This is a genomic window from Novosphingobium subterraneum (assembly GCF_000807925.1).
GTDB classification, from domain to species: Bacteria; Pseudomonadota; Alphaproteobacteria; order Sphingomonadales; family Sphingomonadaceae; genus Novosphingobium; species Novosphingobium subterraneum.
Genome location: NZ_JRVC01000023.1, coordinates 55627 through 74851, shown reverse-complemented (window position 1 = coordinate 74851; position 19225 = coordinate 55627). Strand labels below are relative to the sequence as shown.

The window sequence follows — 19225 nt, the reverse complement described above, 5'->3', positions numbered from 1 at the left end:
ACCGACGCGGCTCCGAAACTCACCAGGCAGTAGGCCCGGTCAGGCTGCGATCAGTTGACCGCATCCTTGAGGCCCTTGCCAGCCTTGAACTTGGGTTGCGCCGAGGCTTTGATCGACATCGGCTCTCCGGTGCGCGGGTTGCGACCGGTCGACGCCTTGCGCTTGGCTACCGAGAAGGTGCCAAAACCGACCAGGCGCACTTCGTCGCCCTTGGCCAGCGCACCGGAGATCGATTCGAAGACGGCCTCGACGGCCTTGGTCGCATCGCCCTTCGACAGGCCGCTGACATCGGCGACGGCGCCGATGAGATCGTTCTTGTTCATTGCGGAACCCCCTAAGTCTTTTGTCTTGGGTTGAATGGAATTGAGTCGCCTTTCGGGTGCACGGAAACAAGCCGAGAAACAATCACCTGTCAAAGCCTAATCGGCTCAGTCCAGCCCGGAATCACCTTATTTTTAGGCACTTTTCAGAACACGGAAGGGGTGCGCGCAACAAATGTGCGCACACCCCTTCCGAACTTGCAGTTGAGAACTGTCAGTGGGCAGTCGGCGCAGCGCCGGCCGCTCCGGCCGGCGCGGTCGGCTGAGAGGCGAGATCGTCCGCTTCAGTCCACTCGATCGCCTGCGGCACAGATGCCAGCGCACGTGCCAGCACCTCGTCGACATGGCTTACAGGAACGATTTCCAGGCCTTCCTTGATGTTGGCCGGGATCTCGGCAAGATCCTTGCGGTTCTCCTCGGGGATCAGCACCGTCTTGATCCCGCCACGCAGTGCCGCGAGGAGCTTTTCCTTCAAGCCACCAATGGCCAGCACGCGGCCACGCAGCGTCACTTCGCCCGTCATCGCCACGTCCGCCCGCACCGGAATGCCGGTCAGCGTCGAGACCATGGCGGTCACCATGCCGATGCCAGCGCTCGGGCCATCCTTGGGCACGGCACCCTCGGGCAAGTGGATGTGCAGGTCCTTGCGGTTGAAGATCGAAGGCCGGATGCCGTAGGCCGGACTGCGCGCCTTGACGAAGCTGAACGCCATCTGGACGCTCTCGCTCATCACCTCGCCCAATTTGCCCGTAGTCTTGACCGCGCCCTTGCCGGGCACCGTCACGCTCTCGATCGTCAGCAGTTCGCCACCAACCTCGGTCCAGGCAAGGCCGGTAACCGCGCCGACCTGGTTCTCCTCGTCAGAGACGCCGTGGCGGAACTTCCGAACACCGGCAAAGTCGGAAAGGTTCTCGGGCGTGATCGTCACGCTCTTGGCCTTGCCTTCCAGGATCTGGCGCAGCGACTTCCTCGCCAGACGCGCTACCTCGCGCTCCAGCGTGCGCACGCCGGCCTCGCGGGTGTAATAGCGGATCAGATCGCGCAGTGCTTCGGTCTCGAGCGTGAACTCGCCCTTCTTGAGACCATGCGCCTCCACCTGCTTGCGCACCAGATGGCGCTCGGCGATCTCGACCTTCTCGTCCTCGGTGTAACCCTCGAGACGGATGATCTCCATGCGGTCGAGCAGCGGCTGCGGCAGGTTCAGGCTGTTCGCCGTGCAGACGAACATCACGTCCGAAAGATCGAAGTCGAGCTCAAGGTAATGGTCCTGGAACTTCGCATTCTGTTCGGGATCCAGCACTTCCAGCAGCGCTGAAGCCGGATCGCCGCGGAAGTCCTGGCCGAGCTTGTCGATCTCGTCGAGGAGGAACAGCGGGTTCGCGGTGCCTGCCTTCTTGAGGTTGGTCACGATCTTGCCCGGCAGCGAGCCGATGTAGGTCCGGCGGTGACCGCGGATCTCGGCCTCGTCGCGCACGCCGCCAAGCGACTGGCGCACGAACTGGCGGCCGGTCGCCTTGGCGATCGACTTGCCGAGCGAGGTCTTGCCGACGCCCGGAGGACCGACGAGGCACAGGATCGGCCCCTTCAGCTTGTTGGTGCGCGCCTGCACCGCAAGGTATTCGACGATGCGGTCCTTGACCTTGTCCAGCGCGTAGTGATCGGCGTCCAGGATCGCCTGCGCCGCGGGAATGTCCTTCTTGAGCTTGCTGCGCTTGCCCCATGGCAGACCCAGCAACACGTCGAGGTAATTGCGGATGACAGTCGCCTCGGCGCTCATCGGCTGCATGGTCTTGAGCTTCTTCAACTCAGCCGTCGCCTTGGCCTTGGCTTCCTTGGAAAGCTTGAGAGTGTCGATCTTCTCCTGAAGCTCGGCGATCTCGTTGGCTTCCTCGCCATCGCCGCCACCCAGCTCCGACTGGATCGCCTTCAACTGCTCGTTCAGGTAGTATTCGCGCTGCGTCTTTTCCATCTGGCGCTTCACGCGGCCACGGATCTTGCGCTCCACCTGCAGCACGCCCAGTTCGCCCTCCATGAAGGAAAGCACCATCTCGAGCCGCTTCATCGGATCGGATTCGGAAAGCACCGCCTGCTTGTCAGCCACCTTGGCAGCAAGGTTCGCGGCAACCGAATCCGCCAGCTTGCCAGCATCCTCGATATCGCCAAGCTGGCCGCCGGCGTCCTGCGGCAGCTTCTTCGAAAGCTTCGCATACTCGGCGAACTGATCGACGACCGACCGCATCATCGCAGAAATCTCGGTGCTCTCGGCCACCACGGCTTCCTGCTGCTCGACCTGCGCGACAAGCATCGCGCCATGCGTCGTCGTTTCCTCGCGCAGGCCGTCAAGCACCGCGCGGTCCCGTCCTTCGACGAGCACGCGGACCGTGCCATCCGGCAACTTCAGCAGTTGCAGGACGCTGGCAATCACGCCGGTATCATAAAGATCGTCGCGATCCGGATCGTCGCAGCCCGGATCGAGCTGGGCGAGCAGGAAGATATCCTTGTTGCCGGCCATGGCCGCTTCCAGCGCCGCTACCGATTTCTCGCGCCCGACAAAGAGGGGCACGACCATGCCGGGAAACACGACGATGTCGCGAAGGGGAAGCAGGGGATAGAGATTCATGGGCACTTCGTTTCCGTCCTGCCGGGCACGCCGCCCGGCGCTTTCCCGGGATATGGGGAGACCGCGCGCCTGTCGCAATGGCTTTTGCCATATCGGCTGTGGATCACGACATCTCCTGGCCAGTTTGACCCTCTTGTCGGCGAGAGCCGTAAACCGAATGTTAGGTATAAATACGCATTGGACGTGAAGGACTGGGAGGCTGCCACATCGCATGCTGCGTACACGAACAACGCTGATCGTCGGCGCAGGGGCGAGTGCAGAATTGCAGTTTCCGACCAACGCGGAACTGCTGGCTCGCATCATCCAGGGCTATGATTTCAAGCGCACCAACTCGGAGACCTCGACACGCGACGGCCAGTTGCTTCTGCGCAATATCTACAAGCTTGCTGAAAAGCTGAACAAGAAGGTCGAGGATGTTGCCGCTGCCGCCGAGCGCCTGCGCAACGCCTGCCGCCTCGGTCGCTCGATCGATACCGTGCTTGAACAGTACGATCATGACCCGCTCGTTGTCGCCTGCGGCAAGCTGGCGATCACATTCTTCATGGGCCAGGCTGAATCGCGCAGCAACCTGAAGGATATCCCGCGCGTGGAAGGCGAGCTGCCGCTTCAAGGGAAGATTGCCGAATACTGGATCTATCAGCTCGGCCAGCTGATCACCTCTGGCGTTCCCCGGAGCAAGATCGGACAGACGCTCGAACAGCTGACCATCATTAACTTCAACTACGATCGGTCAGTCGAACACTTCCTGCCTTACGCGCTGGTCATGGCCTATGGGATCGAGCTGAAGGAAGCGCAGCAAGTCATTGCAGAGAAGCTCGACATCGTGCACCCGCATGGCTCCGTTGGCCGTCTGCCATGGCAGAAGGGTGAGGCACCCCAGGCCGAATGGGGTGTCGAGCAGCCATGGAACATCCATGCGATCGCTGCCCAGTTGAAGTCGCTCAACGAACGCAGCGCCGATCGCAATGCATTGCGCGACATCCGCCTGTCGGTCGCCAGCGCAAAACGCCTCGTGTTCCTCGGCTTCGGCTTCCAGCCCCAGAATGTCGACTTGCTTTTCGAGAACACACTTTCGCATAATCCCGAAGTGCTCATCTCCACTTACGGCATGAGCAGCGGCAACGCCGCCACCGTCTCCCAGATGATTCGCCGCCTCGCAGGTCTGGAGAGCGCCGACCAGTTGATGATCTCGCCGGGCAAGGCCTGGGAAGTCCTGCGCGATTATTCGCTGCTGCTGGAAAGCTGAGTCCCCACGCAGGAGGGGACCTCGGTGTTGTTACGGACCACCAGCATAAACCGGCCGAGGCCCCCGCCTGCGCGGGGGCGCAATCTCAACGTGCGGAAGGCAGCGGCTGCACCACCGGCTCCGAGACAAATATCGGCGCTGGCGGCGTAGCAGGAACGGGCTCGCTGGCCGCAGAAGGCATCGCAGGCGGCGGTGTCGGCGTGATCGCTGGCAGGGTGATCGATCCTTCCTTCTGGAAATCCGCCTTGCCCTTCAGCGCGTCGATCTCTGCCTGCCGGGTCTTGAGATAGAGCTCGCGATAGGAGGCGTAAGGGTTCGACTCTTCGCGGATGCGCTTGAACAGTTCGTCATTGGCCACGCGCTCGTCGAGAGAGCGGATGACGAAGCTGCCATAGACATAGCCCGGATTGCGCAGCGGTCCGCCAACGGCAAACGGCATCAGGAAACGGTCGAGCCCAAGCCCGATCACGTCGCGCAGCGTCGTCGGGCCAACCAGTGGCAGGAACATGTAGGGTCCCGGCCCGATACCGTAATATCCAAAGGTATAGGCAAAGCCATTGCGCCGATACGGCAGGTTGAAGGGCTTGTTTTTGGCGACGTCGATCACACCGCCGACGCCGATCGTCGAATTGATCGCGAACCGCCCGACCGTCTCGGCCGCCTTGCCCGGCTTCAGTTGCAGCAGATAGTTCAGCGCAACAATCGGCTCGGTCAGGTTGCGCAGGAAGTTCCTGAGACCCATGCGGATCGGGCGCGGCACGCCCTTTTCATAGACGTTGGCAACGGGCGCGATGACCGCATCGTCGACTGCCTGCACTGCATCGTAGCTCGCCTGATTGACCGCCTGCATCGGGTCCTGCCGCGGGGTCTTCTCGCCCGATACGACGATCGCCTGCTCGTCCTGCTCAATCTGGTCAAGTGATGGCGCGGGTGCCTGCGGCAAGGCGATAGGTGCTGTAGGCTGTGGCTCAGACGGGGTTTCGGCAGGAAGCGGCGTTGCTGCACCGGCAGCGGAGGCTTGCGAGTCCTGCACCAGCGCAACCTCCGGCACCAATGGTCCGTCCGCAACGGGAACGGCAAGCAGGGCAGCGCTGGCAAGCAAGGTCACACTCAAGCAGGAATTCCTGTCCGGTTCATCAGTTTACCGCACAGCCTTGGCCCGCCCCCAGCCACGCCGCAAGTCCTACACCATCAATTCATCGCCAGCCCACACCGGCCTGACCGGTCAAGCCACCGGTCAAAACGGCAGCTTGAACCCCGGCGGAATGCCGGCCGCCATCTGCACCTTCTGCATTTCTTCCGCAGCCGCAGCATCGGCCTTGCCGCGCGCGTCGTTGAAAGCTGCCGCAACCAGATCCTCGAGGATGCCCTTCTCGGACGGAGCCAACAAGCTCTCGTCGATGTTGACGCCGATCACGCGGCCCTTGGCCGAGGCCTTGATCTTCACCAGCCCGCCGCCTGCCGCGCCCTCGACCTCGATGTTGTCCAAGGTCGCCTGCGCGTCCTCCATCTGCTTCTGGATGGTCTGCGCCGCTTTCTGGGCGGCCTGGATCATCTCTTCCATCGACTTCATGCGCGTTTGCTCCAGGGTCTCTTTTCGTGCTCTCGCGAGCTTTCCTCATCAATGATCACCGCGCCCGGAAAGGCTTCGAGCGCCGCCTTGACCAAGGGATCTTCCTTCATCGCCGCGTCCGCCGCCGCCACCTTCTCGGCCTTGGCTTCCTCGAGGCTGGGCAGGGCATCGCCCTCCCCGCGCTCGACGATCCATGCCTCGCCGGTCACGTGGTTTAACGCGCGGCGGATATCCGCCGCCGGATCGTTCGGCAATCCCGGCGCCAGTTGATAGCGCAGCAAACCGGCCTTGAGTTCAACCACCCGCACGCCCAGCCGCATCGTCGATCCGACCAATGGCGAGACATGCTCGACTTGCTCGACCAGCGCTTCCCAGTCCATCGCGGGCGCCGCGGTCGCTTGCGCCACGGGAGCCGCGACAGCGCCCGGTTCGGCGGTCTGCGCCATGACCACGGGCCGGGAAGCAATCTCTTCCAGCTTCTTCACCAGCCCGCTGGGATCGGGCAGGTCCGCCGCGTGCATCACCCGCAACAGCGCCATCTGCGCCGCCACCAGCGGATCAGGCGCCACCTTCACTTCCTCGTAACCCTTGAGCAGCAGCTGCCACAACCGGTGCAACTGCCCCGCCGAAAGCGCCTTGGCCCAGCCCTCGAGAGCCTCCCGCTCCTCGGTCGAGCGGATGTCCGGCCCCACACCGCCGATCTGCGTAACCGTCACCCGATGGACCACATCCATCTGCGCCCGCATCATCGCGATCGGCTCGATCCCCAGCGCATACTGCTGCGCCACTTCCTCCAGCACCGTCCCGCCCTTGCCCGAAAGCACGGCGTCGAGCAGCCGGCGCTGCATGGTCTTGTCGGCAAGGCCCAGCATCTGCCGGACCTGCTCGGCCGTTACCCGGGTCTTGCCATCCTCGCTGCCAACCAGATCGGCATGGCTGATCGCCTGATCAAGGATCGAAAGGCCATCGCGCACCGAACCTTCGGCGGCAGCGGCGATCATCGCCAGCGCCTCGTCCTCGGCCTCGACACCTTCCTTGCCGCAGATCATGCCGAAGTGGCTGGCGAGCAGCGGGGCGGGAATGCGCTTGAGATCGAACCGCTGGCAGCGCGACAAGACCGTGACCGGCAGCTTGTCCACTTCGGTCGTCGCAAAGAGGAACTTCACATGCGCCGGCGGTTCCTCAAGCGTCTTGAGCAAGGCGTTGAACGCGTTGCGCGACAGCATGTGGACTTCGTCGACAATGTAGATCTTGTAGCGCGCCGAAACAGCCGCATAGCGCACCGCTTCGATGATCTCGCGCACGTCGTCGACGCCAGTGTTCGACGCCGCGTCCATCTCGATCACGTCGATGTGCCGGCCTTCGGCAATCGCCCGGCATGGTTCGCAAGACCCGCACGGATCGATCGTAGGCCCGCCCTGCCCGTCCGGGCCAATGCAGTTGAGCGCCTTGGCGATCAGGCGCGCGGTGGAAGTCTTGCCAACACCGCGTACGCCGGTCATCAGGAAGGCATGGGCCAGCCGGTCACGCTTGATCGCGTTGGCCAGCGTCTGCACCATCGCGTCCTGCCCGATCAGTTCGGCAAAGGTCTGCGACCGGTACTTGCGCGCCAGCACGCGATAGGGTTGCGCAGCAGATGCCGCTGCGGGCGCGACCGGTGGCGGTGGCGCCGTCTCCCGCACCACTTCTGCAGGAGCCGGAGCAGGCGCTACAGGCGCTGCGACCGGCGCCGGATCGCCGAACATCGAACTTTGGCCCGCCGCCTCGAGCTCGGCAGCAGAGGGCTTGTTCTCCTCCTCTTGCGGAGGATCGCCAAACATGTCGGTGGAATCGGCCATTGCCGCCTTAGGTAAGCACTCCCGGCCCGATTGTCGAATGCCCCGAGGGGGAGAATCGGTGGATTGACTCATAGGTTGCAAAATGCAACCTTAACTTCATGAGCAAGGTTCTTCCCGGTCGCCTCACCGCCGATTTCGATCGCTCGTTGGTGGTCTTCGTCATCGGCATGCGCATCAATCACTTCCACAAGGTGGGAAAGTGGCTGCCCGTCGCTCGCGCCATGGGGCCGATGCTCGCCGAACTTGCGCGAAACCCACAAAGCGGCTTTCTCGGAACGGAAACGATGCTGCGCGATCTGCGCACCATCGTGCTCCTGCAATACTGGCGTGATTTCGACAGTCTCGAAGCCTATGCCCGCGATCGGGACCAGAAACACTGGCCAGCCTGGACCGCGTTCAACAAGGCCGTGGGCAGCGACGGCACCGTCGGCATCTTTCACGAGACCTATGCCGTATCAGCCGGGGCCTATGAAACGATCTATGGCAACATGCCACCCTTCGGCCTCGGCAAGGTCGCCGGACTCATTCCCGCCACCGGAAAGCGCAATGAGGCGCGCTCGCGCATGAAAACAGCAACGGAGGGGTAAAAAGGAGCCGGCCGACCCGCCGCAACCCGTTGTGGCTGCTTCCTTCCGGACCTGACCAGGTTGGCGGACGCAAGCGTCCGACCGACTCCCGGCGCGGCATATGGAGAGGAAGCGGAGGCTTGTCCAGCCCTCGCCGAACTCTGCTTACTTAAAATTATCAGCGTAGCTCTGCAGCTTCAGCTTGCGCGGCGGCGTCGGGATCACGCGCACATCGATGCCATAGCGATCGGCATAGGCCTGCGCATCTTCCTGCGAATTGAACGCAAGCGTCACTTGGCTCTGCGTGTCGCCCGAACCAGCCCAGCCCATCAGCGGGTCGGGGCGGCGTGCTTCGGCAGGTTCGAACTCGAGCAGCCAGTCGCTGGTCCGGGCCTTGCCGGACTGCATGGCATTCTTCGGGCGCTGATAGATGCGTGCTGACATGGCTTCGCGCTTGCACACGAATCAGGTCGCAAATCAAGTCCGCTTTTGCGCGTTAAAGGCGTTCTTGGTCTTGAGGCTGGGGTCTTCGGCCCAGGGCTCGTCTGGCCACCGGTGCTTGGGGTAGCGCCCCTTCATGTCCTTCACCACATCGCGCCACGATCCGCGCCAGAAGCCGGGCAGATCTCCCGTCGTCTGGATCGGCTTGCCACCGGGGCTGGTGAGGCTCAGCAGCAGCGGCTTGGGCGGATGGCCCACGCACGGATGCCGCTCCAGCCCGAACAGTGCCTGCACCCGCAGTTCCACGCACGGCCCGCCCTCGTGGCCATAGTCGATCGCGTGGCTGGTCCCGGCGGGCGAGCGGAACTCCGCTGGGGCCAGCTTGTCGAGCGCCTGCCGCTCGTTCCAGTCGAGCCGGTTCAGTAGCGCCTCGTGCAGCCTGCCCGCGCCGATCTGCAGATCGCGCCGCCCCGCCAGCAATGGCCCGAGCCAGTCCTCAAGCGCGCCAAGCAGAGCCTCTTCGGACAGCGCCTCAAGCCCCGCATACCCCGCCCGCACGATCAGAGCCTTGGCGGCCTCGCCCAGCGGGAGCAGCGCCAACCCGCCATCGCGCACCACCTCGATCAGCTTCGCCACAACAGCCTCGGCGTCCGGCTTCGGGTCGGGCACCCGCGCCAGCACGATGGCCCCCAGCTTGCGCTCCAGCCGCGCTTCGACGCGACCCTCGATCGCGTTCCAGGTGAGGGAATGCCGCTCCTCGATCCGATGCGCGAGGTGTCGGACAACGTCTTCCTCCTCCAGCGCCACCGCCGCCGTGATCCGCGCGCCCTTGGCCTCGCCCTGCGCGTCTCCGATCACCAGCCACTTCGCCGTTGCCAGCGGCGATGCCGGATCAAGCCGATAGCCGCAGCCACCCGAAGCCAGCCAGTCCTCGCCCGAAGCCCCCCGCGCCCGCGCGATCCGGTCGGGAAACGCCTCCGCAAGCAACACGCCCAGCGGCACCTCGCCAGCCTTCCCGCGCGCACCCAGCCTGCCTGCCATCTGCGCCCACCGCGCCGCCAGCTTGCGCGATCCTTCGGCCCTGCTCCCGCGCTCACCCGCCCAGCGATCAAGCCGCCGCGCCAGATCCTCACCGCGACCGCCCAGCCCGCGTTCCTGCAACAGCAAGGCCAGTTGCGCCGCTTCGTCCGCCTGCCCGCGCTCGGCTGCAAACAACAGCATGTGCGCCAGCGCCGGCTCCATCGGCAGGCGCGCCATCGCCCGCCCGTGTGCCGTGATCCGACCTTCGCCGTCCAGTGCGCCTAAGGCCTGCAAGGCCCCGCGTGCCGCCGCCATCGCTGCCGTCGGTGGCGCATCGAGCCACGCCATCCCCGCCGGGTCACCCGCCCCCCACTGCGCTAGCGTCAACGCCAGCGGCGCAAGATCACTCGTAACCACCTCTGGTGGATCGAAAGCGGGCCGCCCCGCGTGCGCCGCCTCTTCCCACAGGCGATGGGCGACGCCCGGTCCCTGTCGCGCCGCGCGCCCTGCACGCTGGGCTGCCGAAGCCTGGCTCGCCGGCGTCGTCACCAGCCGCGTCACCCCGGCCGCCTTGTCGAACTCCGCCCGCCGCGAAAGGCCTGCATCGACCACCACCGAAACGCCATCCAGCGTCAGCGAAGTCTCGGCAATGCTGGTCGCCAGAACCACGCGCCGGCGCCCTTGCGGATCGCGCCGGATGGCCGCACGCTGCCCTGCCGGCTCAACCTGTCCATGCAGCGGCAGCACCAGAGCCTCCGGCAAGCGCTCGGCCAGAAGATCCGCCGTCCGCTCGATCTGCGCCACGCCCGGCAGAAAAGCGAGAATGTCGCCGCTCTCATCGCGCCACGCCGTCTGGATTGCCGAAGCCATCGCGGACTCGATCTTCAGGTCCGGCCGCGCGCCCAGCCACTTCACCGTCAGCGGGTGCGCCTTGCCCTCGCTCTCCACAACCGGTGCGTCACCGAGCAGCGCGGCAAAGCGCGAACCGTCAATCGTGGCCGACATCACCACGATGCGCAGATCCTCCCGCAGCACGCCTTGCGCTTCGACCGCCAGCGCCAGCCCGAGGTCACTGTCGAGATGCCGCTCATGCGCTTCGTCGAACAGTACGGCGGAAACGCCCGGCAATTCGGGATCGTTCAGGATGGTCGAGACAAAGATCGCCTCGGTCATCACGATCACCCGCGTTCGGGATGAGCGCCTGGCATCGAGGCGCGTGACATAGCCAATGGTCTGCCCCGCTTCCTCGCCCAGCAGCTCGGCCATTCGTTCGGCTGCGGCACGTGCCGCAACACGCCGCGGTGACAGCACGATGACCTGCCCGCCACACCACTTCTCGCCCAGCAGCGCCGGCGCGACCGCTGTCGTCTTGCCCGCACCCGGCGGCGCGATCAGGACGGCGCTTGGCCCCTCGCGCAAGGCTGCAAGCAGGTCGGGCAGGACGGCATGGATCGGCAGGTCGCTCACGCCATGCGCCTTAACGGCCTTTGCCCGCCCAAGGCAATGTTCCGGGAAACGCAGACCCTTACAGAACGTTCATGGTCCAGACTGCACAAGCATGCTAGGCGGGGAGAGATGAAGAGCACGCTGGAATTCGTCGTGGCGCTGACCACCGGCCTGCTGTTCAGCGGTGTGATGATCGGCGCCATCATGCTTAGCATCGGAGCGGTCTGCGGCGGCAGCTGCTACTGGCTCTGGCGCCGCTTCGGCAGGCGCAAGTAAGGTCAGCCCATCGGATAGGGGATCTCGCGGCTCACCTTGTTGATCGCCTTCTTCACGTCGTCGCTCAGCACGAGGTCGGCCGCGGCAAGAATCGGGTCGAGCTGACCTTCGGCACCGACGCCGACAATGGTCGAAGCCACGAAGTCGTGTTGCTTTGACCATGCCACCGCCATCGTTACGGGATCGAGCCCGGCCTCCGCCGCAATGGCCATGAACCGCTCGGTCGCGGCAATGCTGCGATCGTTGACGAAGCGCTTGCCCATCTGCGCCTGCCGCCCTTCCATTGCCAGGTAGCGCGAGAACCGCGCGCCCTCAGGCCGTGCTCCACCGTTGTACTTGCCCGAAAGCACGCCGCCCGCAATTGGCGAGTAAGGGATCAGGCTCACGCCTTCCTGTCGGCAGACCTGTGCCAGTTCGTCCTCGAAGCGACGGTTGTTCAGGCTGAAGTTGTTCTGAATAGTCTGGTAGCGCACCGTGCCGAGACGCTCGGCAGTCGCAAGGGACTTCATCAGGCCCCAGCTGGTCTCGTTCGAACAGCCGGTAATCCGCACCTTGCCCGCCTGCACCAGCTCGTGCAGCACTTCCATTGTCTCGTCATAAGGCGTGTCGTGATCAGGCCAGTGGGTCTGGTAAAGATCGATGTAGTCAGTGCCGAGCCTCTTAAGGCTGGCCTCGATTGCCGTCTCGATATTGCGCCGGTCCAGTGCGGTCATGCCGTTGCGACAGGGTGAGCGGAACCAGACATGGCTCGGCCCCGAAACCTTCGTCGCCAGCACGATCGCATCGCGCGGCTTGGTCTTGAGCCATTTGCCGACGATCTCTTCCGTCCGCCCCACCCACTTGACGTCCGGCGGCACGGGATAGCCTTCGGCGGTATCGTAGAAATTGATCCCTGCGTCATGGCAGCGATCCAGCACCCGCAGCGCTTCGGCTTCATCCACCTGGCTGCCGAAGGTCATCGTCCCCATGCAGATATCGGAAACGACAATGGCCGACCGGCCGAGGCGACGATGCTGCATCAGGCTCTCCCGCTATACGTATGAAACTGGATCAGAATCTCCGCGCGACGGCGAACAGCGCGGCCTCGGTCATGGCGACCTTGGCAGCACTGGCCGGGAAGCCGGCAATGGCGTCGATTGCCCGCTGCGCATACATCCGCGCTCGTTCGCGCGTGGCGTTCACCGCATCGTGCCGGCGGATCAGCTCGATCGCGTGGGCAAGGTCTTCGTCCGAAGACCGGTCGCCCGCAATCGCCTCCTGCCAGAACTTGCGCTCTTCGGCGTCGCTCCGCGCATAGGCGAGGATCACCGGCAGGGTCATCTTGCCTTCGCGGAAGTCGTCGCCCTGGTCCTTGCCCATTTCGGCAACTTCGGAATCATAGTCGATCGCATCGTCAGCCAGCTGGAACGCGATGCCGAGGTTCCGACCATAGGAATCGAGCGCCAGCTCGTCCGCCTCGTCACGCTCGGCCACCACCGCCGCGATCCGGCATGCCGCAGAGAACAGCGCCGCCGTCTTTGCCGCGATGATGTCGAGGTACATTTCCTCGGTCGTCTCGATCTGACGCTGCGCGACCAGCTGGTCGACCTCGCCCTCCGAGATCACCGCCGAGGCGTTCGAGAGGATGCGCAGCACCTTGAGGCTGCCATCCTCGACCATGAGTTCGAAGCTGCGACTGAACAGGAAGTCGCCCACCAGCACCGTCGCCGGGTTGCCGTAGACAATGTTGGCGGTCTTCTTGCCGCGCCGCATGTCCGAGCCATCGACCACGTCATCATGCAGCAGCGTTGCGGTGTGGATGAATTCCACCGCCGCCGCCAGCTTGTAATGGCGCGATCCGCCGTAGCCCAGCAGCGAGGCGCTCGCCAGGGTCAGCATCGGGCGCATGCGCTTGCCGCCGCCCGCGATCAGGTGCCCGGCCAGCGTCGGGATCAGCGGAATGCGCGATTGCATCCGATCGAGGATCACGGCGTTGACACTGTTCATGCCCTCGGCAACGAGGGCCATCATCGGCGCCAGCGAAGGTTCGGCCTTGCGCGGCAGGGTATGGATGGTCGCAGTCATCGGATTGACCGCTTGGCGGCAAGGGCAGCGCTTGGCAAGACGCAACTTGCACTGTAGCGGCCCAGACACGAACGCGCAGACCAAAAGACGGGGTAAGGGAATGAGCGAAGATCCGGTTCTGGCAGGTTATCGCCAGTCCATCGACAACATCGATGCGGCGATGATCCACATCCTCGCCGAACGCTTCCGCATCACCCAGGCCGTCGGCGCCTACAAGGCCGCGAACAAGCTTCCCGCCTCCGACCCCGGCCGCGAGGAGCGCCAGATCGCACGCCTGCGCAAGCTTGCCGAAGACGCGAAGCTCGATCCGGAATTTTCCGAAAAGTTCCTGCGCTTCATCATCCAGGAAGTGATCCGCCACCACGAGAAAGCGGCCGGATCTGCCGATTGAAGCCCTGGAGGGGATGGTCGGGGCTTAGCCGACCTGATCTTCCAGCGGCACGCCGGGCACCTGCTTGGCAGTGCGGATCGTCAGCGAGGTCTTGACGCTTGCCACGTTGGGCGCAGGCGTCAGCTTGCTGGTAAGGAATTCCTGGAAGCTCTGCAGATCGCGGCTGACGATCTTGAGGATGAAGTCGATCTCGCCGTTGAGCATGTGGCATTCACGCACCTCGGGCAGGGTGCGCATATGGTCCTCGAACTGACGCAGCGATTCCTCGGCCTGGCTCTTGAGGCTAACAAGAGCGAACACGGTGATCGCAAAGCCGAGCTTCGAGGCGTCGAGATCAGCGTGATAGCCGCGGATCACTCCGGCATCTTCCAGAGCGCGCACCCGGCGCAGGCAGGGCGGTGCGGTAAGTCCGACGCGCTGCGCCAATTCCACGTTGGTCACGCGGCCCTCGGCCTGCAGTTCGGCAAGCAGGCGCCGGTCGATACCATCAAGGGTTGCCATTCTTCGTGTTCGTCCGTTTCGCAAAGCCCCGGCCGGGGAATTCGGAAAGAAGCGTGAGTCGCAACTTTCCGCACAAAATCCGCCGTCCAAGATAATTTTATTGTTTCATAGTGCAACCGTCCCACATTGCAACGCAGTGGATAGTCACCTTCCCGCAACCGGCACGATTTGTTAGCCTTCTCCGGGCTAGTTCAGCGGATTAGCAACCTGTCCGGAGCTTCACGCTACGGTGCACGAAAGGCCACACGCGGAGCTCTGATGATCGTTGACGACCGCCTTGAGACCGTGCTGCGCACCCACGCGGCCGGCAAGACGGCAGCCAGAACGCAGCTGCGCCAGTTGGTTGACCTGCTCGGCCCCGTCCCGCTCGCCGCGTGGAATCGGCAGCACGCTGGCGCGCTCCAGCGCATGGATTTGCTTTGCGCCATGTTGACCGACGAGGAATGCGCCGCAGTTCTTCGCTCCGCCCCGCACCGCTCTGCCGTGCTGGTTTACCATTTTGCCCAAGGCGGTCCCCGTACCGCGGCGGCTGCAGTATCGGCCGCCCGGCTGACCGACGAGGACTGGCTCGCCGTGATCCCGCGCCTCCCGGTACAGGCGCGCGGCTTCGTGCGCCATCGCGCCGATCTGGGAGAGCCGGTCCGCCAGCTGCTATCACGCCTTGGCATCAACGATTTCCTGCTGCCCCAGCCCGAACCTGCGGTCGCAATCGAACAGGCCCGAGCTGACAGACAGGCGCCCCCCCTGCCCGAGCCCCTGCCTGAGCCCGAGCCTGTGCCCGAACCCCTCCCGGACCCCCTCCTGGCAGACGACGGCATCGGCGCGATCGTCCGCCGGATCGAGGCCTTCCGGCGCAAGCGCGAGGAACGCGAGGCCACTGCGCCTCAGGCCGCTCGCGGCGATGGTCTTGCCCCGCTCCTGCCCTTCGGCGAGGAGAACGCAGCGCCGCGCAAGCCGGTCGCGACGATTGACCTGCGCACTGATGCGCTCGGGCTTGTCGTTCACGCAGGCATCGACCCGCCGGGGGTCCTGCTCGGCAGCCAGATGTTCTGTGCAGACGCCGCCTCGCCGATGCGGTGCGATGAAACCACCGCTCGCGCATTCCGACAGCGCCAGCCGATCGAGGCCGGCTTCCTGTCGATCGAAGGCGCCGATCTCGTGGCTGGCCACTGGCAGGCCGATGGCACGCCAATCTTCACGCGCGACGGTGGTCGCTTCGCCGGCTACCTTTTGCGCCTGCGCCGCCTTGTCCAAGTGCCAGCTGCGGAACTGGCTCTGGAAACGCCCTCCGTCTCGGCCGAGGCAGACCGTCTGCGGCAGCTGCTGCACGAGCTGCGCACGCCGATCAACGCGATCCAGGGCTTTGCCGAGATGATCCAGTCCCAGGTCTTCGGCACCACGCCGCACCAGTACCGCGCCATGGCTGCCAGCATTGCGGCAGATGCGGCACAGATGCTCGCCGGCTTCGAAGAGATCGAGCGGCTGGTGAAGCTGGAATCGCGCGCGCTTGCAATCGACACCGGCCTTGCCGATGCGGCTGCGCTGGTCGCCGGGCTTGTCGAACAGATCTCCCCCGTTCTTGCAGCCCGCAACGTCCGGCTTTCCGTCAGCATGTCACAAGGCCCGCTTGCAGTGGCATTCGCTGCCGATGAAATCGAACGCAGCGTGTGGCGGCTGCTCTCGGTCATCGCCACCAGCGTCGCGCCCGGCGAGCGCATCGCCATCGCGCTTGAACAGCGCGAACGCTGCGCCAGATTGTCAGTCACGCTGCCTGCCGCGCTCGACCGGCTTGACGATGCGGCCCTCTTTGCGCCCGAAGCGCCGACGGGCAGTGGCGTGCTGGCGGCTTCGGCAATGCTTGGCAACGGCTTTGCCTTGCGCCTTGCCCGCGCAGAGTTTGAATCCGGCGGCGGATCCCTGCTGCGGGAGCATTCGCAGTTCGTTGCCACTATTCCGCTGGCGGACGAACCGCCGAGCGATGCCGCGCCGATGCAGGCCCGCGCATGACAGCCTCGGCCTCTCCTCAGATCCTTCGCCTGCCGTCGCCGGAAGACTTCGTCACGTTCGCGCCCGAATTTGGCACCCGGTTCATCCTGACGGTCGACACCGAAGAGGAATTTGACTGGTCCAAGCCGCTGGATCGCACCAGCCACGGCCTCGACCACATCCCCCGCCTCGCCAAATTCCAGCAGTTCTGCGAGGGCCTCGGTGTTGTCCCGGTCTACCTTGTCGATTACCCGGTGGCGAGCGACCCGCGCGCTGCCGAAGTCCTCGGAGCCGCCGTCCTCGCCGGGCGCGCCGAAATCGGCGTGCAGTTGCACCCCTGGGTCAACCCGCCCTACGATGAACTCGTCAATGTCCACAACAGCTTCGCCGGCAACCTTCCGGCCGATCTGGAACGTGCCAAGTTCCGCAAGCTGCGCGACACGATCGAGCAGGCCTTCGGGGTCGGCCCGCTGATCTACCGCGCAGGGCGGTACGGTGTCGGCCCGAATACCGCAGCCGCCTTGTCCGATTGCGCCATCGCGATCGACACCTCGGTCCGCTCGCGCTTCGATTACAGCTCCACCGGCGGCCCCAACTTCCGCGATCACCCCTTGCGCCCCTGGTGGATCGACCGCCGCAACGGTCTGATGGAAATGCCGCTCACCACGGTTTTCGCCGGGCACCTTCGCCGCCACGGACCGGCAGTCTACCCCGCCCTGTGGCGCGTGCCACGCCTTCGCGGGGCGCTCGCCCGGCTCGGCCTGCTCGATCGGATCCCGTTGACTCCCGAAGGTGTCACGGTGCTCGAAGCGCTGACCGGCATCGACATGGCGTTGGAAAGCCGCCTGCCCCTGCTCGTTTTCTCCTTCCACAGCCCCTCGCTTCGGCCGGGCTACACGCCCTACGTCCGCAGCGAGGATGACCTCGACCAGTTCTATGACTGGTGGCGCGGCGTCTTCGCCCATCTCGCCCGCCACCGCGTCCGTCCGACCTGCGTCAGCGAGATCATCGCCGCCGCGCAAGTCTGACGAGTGATCTTGCCAAGCCGCGACTGCGCCGCTAGCGGGATCAGCGATGGGCCTGTAGCTCAGTTGGTTAGAGCTGGCCGCTCATAACGGCTAGGTCGCGGGTTCAAGTCCTGCCGGGCCCACCATCATTCCCACCGATAGAGTCGGACAAATGACCCTGCTCCCCCCGCGCAGGCGGGGGCCTCGGTGTTGTCACGGAATCCTCACGTGAACCGGCTGCGGCCCCTGCCAGCTCAGGCGCGCGGATGAATTGCCTTGGCTGCCCGCCACCTCCACCGTAGCATCCATCCCGGCAACTGGTTGGAGGGGGCAGCACTGATGCGAATGCTTTTGGGGATTGTCCCATTGCTCGTGGGGCTTGGCGCGAGTTCGGCAACTGCGCAGTCGGCGGGCCTCGGCGAGGTGCTGGTCAGCGCCAGCCGCAACGATGCCCGCTTCTGGCAGAAGGACCGCCCGGTCGTCGGTTTGCGGCGCCAGGCAGATGGCATGGTCATGAACCTCACAATTGTCTCCGATACCCGCGACGCCGCTACCCGCCGCAGCGAGATCGACGCAGCTCTGCTCGCCGCCATTGATCGCGCCGTCGCGTCGGGCTTCCAGCTTGTGACCGGGACCGTGCAGCTCGAACCCGTGACCAAGGCGAACTACCGCAGCCTTCCGCAATTGCCCGCCGGCCGGGTGGATACCAGCAGGGTCGAACTGATGGTCAGGGGCAAGTTCGAGGGTTCGTCCCGCGCCACGCAGGACAAGCTGAAGGTGTTCATCGCCTCGCTCAAAGGCAATGGCCGCGCGACGATCGAGACGACTTCGGTAACTTCGCTCAGCGTCGACAATCCCGACCAGTACCGCGAAAGGATCCTTGCCCTCGTCGCCCAGGATGCGCGCACCACCGCCGGGATCTTCGGGTCGGACTTCACGTTCAGCGTAACAGGCGTGGATGGGCAGGTGATCTGGACCCAGGCAAGCCCCAGCGATGTCTTCCTGTATATTCCATACCGCTACGCAATAACGCCAAGGCAGTCCGACGGGAGGACCGCACCATGATCGAGCGCACGTTGTCACGCCTTGTCGCGCTCGCGATGCTCGCTGCGCCCCTGCAGGTGTCGGCACAAGAGGATGAGGGCATGGGCGAAGTCATCGTTACCGCCACTCGGCGCAGCGAGCGGCTTCCCTCGGTGATGACCAGCCTGCCCTATCTCGATCGCCGCCCTGCCATCGGCCTGCGCCGCGCCGCCGACGGCGTCGTGCGCCGGATCGAGATCGGCTCGGACTCCCGCAGCGAGGACATGCGCCGCAGCGAAGTGCAGGCCATGCTGCTCGCCGCGCTCGACCGCGCCAGCCGCAAAGGCCTCAGCCTCGTCACCGGCGAACTCGAGGTTAAGGAAGTCACGCGCGAGAACTGGCGCGCCCTGTTCCCAGCTCTCGCCAGCCCCTCCACCACCTCGCATGACGAGGATGATGACGACAGTCAAGACGACGATGAGGACGAAGGTAACGGCAAGGTCCAGCCCGGTTTCGAGGACGACGGAAGTACCGCCACCGCACGGCTGATGATCAAGGCCAAGCTCACCGGCACGATCGACGAGGCGCAGCGCAAGGTTTCGGCCTTCGTCCAGTCCGTCCCCGCCACGGGCCGCTCCGAAATTCGCCAGCTCGGCACGATGGCGCTGACCATCGTCAACCCCGAGCAGTACCGCGAGGAAATCAATGCGCGCATCGCCAGAAGCGCGCTTCAGGCAGCCAGCCCTTACGGCCCGGGTTACGGCGTCGAAGTGACCGGGCTCGATCGCGCCATCGCCTGGGCGCAGGTCAGCAATACGGAGGTTTACCTCTACATACCCTATGCCTACACGGTACGACGCTGATGGGCTGACGACAGCCTGATGGGTTTCAACTCCGCTTGCCTACA

18 protein-coding genes, 1 tRNA gene and 1 other RNA gene are annotated in these 19225 nt (G+C 64.7%); 9 read left to right on the top strand and 11 right to left on the bottom strand.

The window, feature by feature from the left end:
• Nucleotides 1-50: 50 nt before the first annotated feature.
• Nucleotides 51-323, bottom strand: coding sequence for an HU family DNA-binding protein (locus tag NJ75_RS19190; RefSeq protein ID WP_039337436.1), 273 nt, complete (start codon nucleotides 321-323; stop codon nucleotides 51-53).
• Between the two features lie 211 nt (nucleotides 324-534).
• Nucleotides 535-2940 (bottom strand): endopeptidase La, encoded by a 2406-nt coding sequence (gene lon / locus NJ75_RS19185; RefSeq protein ID WP_039337434.1) that lies wholly within the window; start codon nucleotides 2938-2940, stop codon nucleotides 535-537.
• A 211-nt stretch (nucleotides 2941-3151) separates the two neighbouring features.
• Here lon and NJ75_RS19180 point away from each other — a divergent pair, with 211 nt between their 5' ends.
• Nucleotides 3152-4186, top strand: a complete 1035-nt coding sequence (locus NJ75_RS19180) for a hypothetical protein (protein ID WP_039337433.1) — start codon at nucleotides 3152-3154, stop codon at nucleotides 4184-4186.
• 85 nt (nucleotides 4187-4271) lie between these two features.
• Here NJ75_RS19180 and NJ75_RS19175 read toward each other — a convergent pair whose 3' ends face one another.
• The 3 genes from NJ75_RS19175 to NJ75_RS19165 all read right to left on the bottom strand — a co-directional run bounded on the left by NJ75_RS19175 (nucleotide 4272) and on the right by NJ75_RS19165 (nucleotide 7597).
• The gene (locus NJ75_RS19175; RefSeq protein ID WP_052242653.1) at nucleotides 4272-5294 is read right to left on the bottom strand and encodes an MlaA family lipoprotein; all 1023 of its coding nucleotides are present in this window, start codon (nucleotides 5292-5294) and stop codon (nucleotides 4272-4274) included.
• Nucleotides 5295-5423: 129 nt separating this feature from the next.
• A complete protein-coding gene (locus NJ75_RS19170; protein ID WP_039337431.1) occupies nucleotides 5424-5759 on the bottom strand; it encodes a YbaB/EbfC family nucleoid-associated protein in 336 nt (111 codons plus the stop codon).
• Nucleotides 5756-7597 (bottom strand): DNA polymerase III subunit gamma/tau, encoded by a 1842-nt coding sequence (locus NJ75_RS19165; protein ID WP_039337430.1) that lies wholly within the window; start codon nucleotides 7595-7597, stop codon nucleotides 5756-5758. Before NJ75_RS19165 ends, NJ75_RS19170 begins: the two co-directional genes overlap by 4 nt.
• A gap of 98 nt (nucleotides 7598-7695) precedes the next feature.
• On the opposite strand from NJ75_RS19165, the gene NJ75_RS19160 reads away from it, so the two are divergent.
• A complete protein-coding gene (locus tag NJ75_RS19160) occupies nucleotides 7696-8184 on the top strand; it encodes a DUF4188 domain-containing protein (RefSeq protein WP_039337428.1) in 489 nt (162 codons plus the stop codon).
• On the opposite strand, the gene ffs is transcribed toward NJ75_RS19160, so the two are convergent.
• The 3 genes from ffs to hrpB all read right to left on the bottom strand — a co-directional run bounded on the left by ffs (nucleotide 8182) and on the right by hrpB (nucleotide 11091).
• Nucleotides 8182-8276: signal recognition particle sRNA small type (gene ffs / locus NJ75_RS23900), an RNA gene on the bottom strand. The two genes, NJ75_RS19160 and ffs, sit on opposite strands and share 3 nt — an antisense overlap.
• A gap of 52 nt (nucleotides 8277-8328) precedes the next feature.
• The gene (locus tag NJ75_RS19155) at nucleotides 8329-8607 is read right to left on the bottom strand and encodes an ETC complex I subunit (protein ID WP_039337503.1); all 279 of its coding nucleotides are present in this window, start codon (nucleotides 8605-8607) and stop codon (nucleotides 8329-8331) included.
• A gap of 33 nt (nucleotides 8608-8640) precedes the next feature.
• A complete protein-coding gene (gene hrpB, locus NJ75_RS19150; RefSeq protein WP_039337427.1) occupies nucleotides 8641-11091 on the bottom strand; it encodes an ATP-dependent helicase HrpB in 2451 nt (816 codons plus the stop codon).
• A gap of 108 nt (nucleotides 11092-11199) precedes the next feature.
• Here hrpB and NJ75_RS24485 point away from each other — a divergent pair, with 108 nt between their 5' ends.
• On the top strand, nucleotides 11200-11346 hold the full coding sequence (locus NJ75_RS24485) for a hypothetical protein (protein WP_156135869.1): 147 nt from the start codon (nucleotides 11200-11202) through the stop codon (nucleotides 11344-11346).
• Between the two features lie 2 nt (nucleotides 11347-11348).
• On the opposite strand, the gene NJ75_RS19145 is transcribed toward NJ75_RS24485, so the two are convergent.
• Nucleotides 11349-12365, bottom strand: coding sequence for an aldo/keto reductase (locus tag NJ75_RS19145; RefSeq protein ID WP_039337425.1), 1017 nt, complete (start codon nucleotides 12363-12365; stop codon nucleotides 11349-11351).
• 31 nt (nucleotides 12366-12396) lie between these two features.
• On the bottom strand, nucleotides 12397-13410 hold the full coding sequence (locus tag NJ75_RS19140) for a polyprenyl synthetase family protein (protein ID WP_039337424.1): 1014 nt from the start codon (nucleotides 13408-13410) through the stop codon (nucleotides 12397-12399).
• Between the two features lie 100 nt (nucleotides 13411-13510).
• On the opposite strand from NJ75_RS19140, the gene NJ75_RS19135 reads away from it, so the two are divergent.
• Nucleotides 13511-13801, top strand: a complete 291-nt coding sequence (locus NJ75_RS19135; protein ID WP_039337422.1) for a chorismate mutase — start codon at nucleotides 13511-13513, stop codon at nucleotides 13799-13801.
• A gap of 24 nt (nucleotides 13802-13825) precedes the next feature.
• Here NJ75_RS19135 and NJ75_RS19130 read toward each other — a convergent pair whose 3' ends face one another.
• Nucleotides 13826-14302, bottom strand: a complete 477-nt coding sequence (locus tag NJ75_RS19130) for an Lrp/AsnC family transcriptional regulator (RefSeq protein WP_039337420.1) — start codon at nucleotides 14300-14302, stop codon at nucleotides 13826-13828.
• Nucleotides 14303-14560: 258 nt separating this feature from the next.
• On the opposite strand from NJ75_RS19130, the gene NJ75_RS19125 reads away from it, so the two are divergent.
• The 5 genes from NJ75_RS19125 (at nucleotide 14561) to NJ75_RS19105 (ending at nucleotide 19181) form a co-directional block, all read left to right on the top strand.
• The gene (locus NJ75_RS19125; protein WP_052242652.1) at nucleotides 14561-16309 is read left to right on the top strand and encodes a histidine kinase dimerization/phospho-acceptor domain-containing protein; all 1749 of its coding nucleotides are present in this window, start codon (nucleotides 14561-14563) and stop codon (nucleotides 16307-16309) included.
• Entirely contained in the window at nucleotides 16306-17316 is a 1011-nt protein-coding gene (locus tag NJ75_RS19120; RefSeq protein ID WP_039337419.1) for a polysaccharide deacetylase family protein, read from the top strand. The genes NJ75_RS19125 and NJ75_RS19120 overlap by 4 nt, the downstream gene beginning before the upstream one ends.
• 48 nt (nucleotides 17317-17364) lie before the next feature.
• Nucleotides 17365-17441, top strand: a tRNA-Ile gene (locus NJ75_RS19115).
• Nucleotides 17442-17634: 193 nt separating this feature from the next.
• Entirely contained in the window at nucleotides 17635-18360 is a 726-nt protein-coding gene (locus NJ75_RS19110; protein ID WP_156135868.1) for an SIMPL domain-containing protein, read from the top strand.
• Nucleotides 18357-19181 (top strand): hypothetical protein, encoded by an 825-nt coding sequence (locus tag NJ75_RS19105; protein ID WP_039337416.1) that lies wholly within the window; start codon nucleotides 18357-18359, stop codon nucleotides 19179-19181. Before NJ75_RS19110 ends, NJ75_RS19105 begins: the two co-directional genes overlap by 4 nt.
• Nucleotides 19182-19225 lie beyond the last annotated feature (44 nt).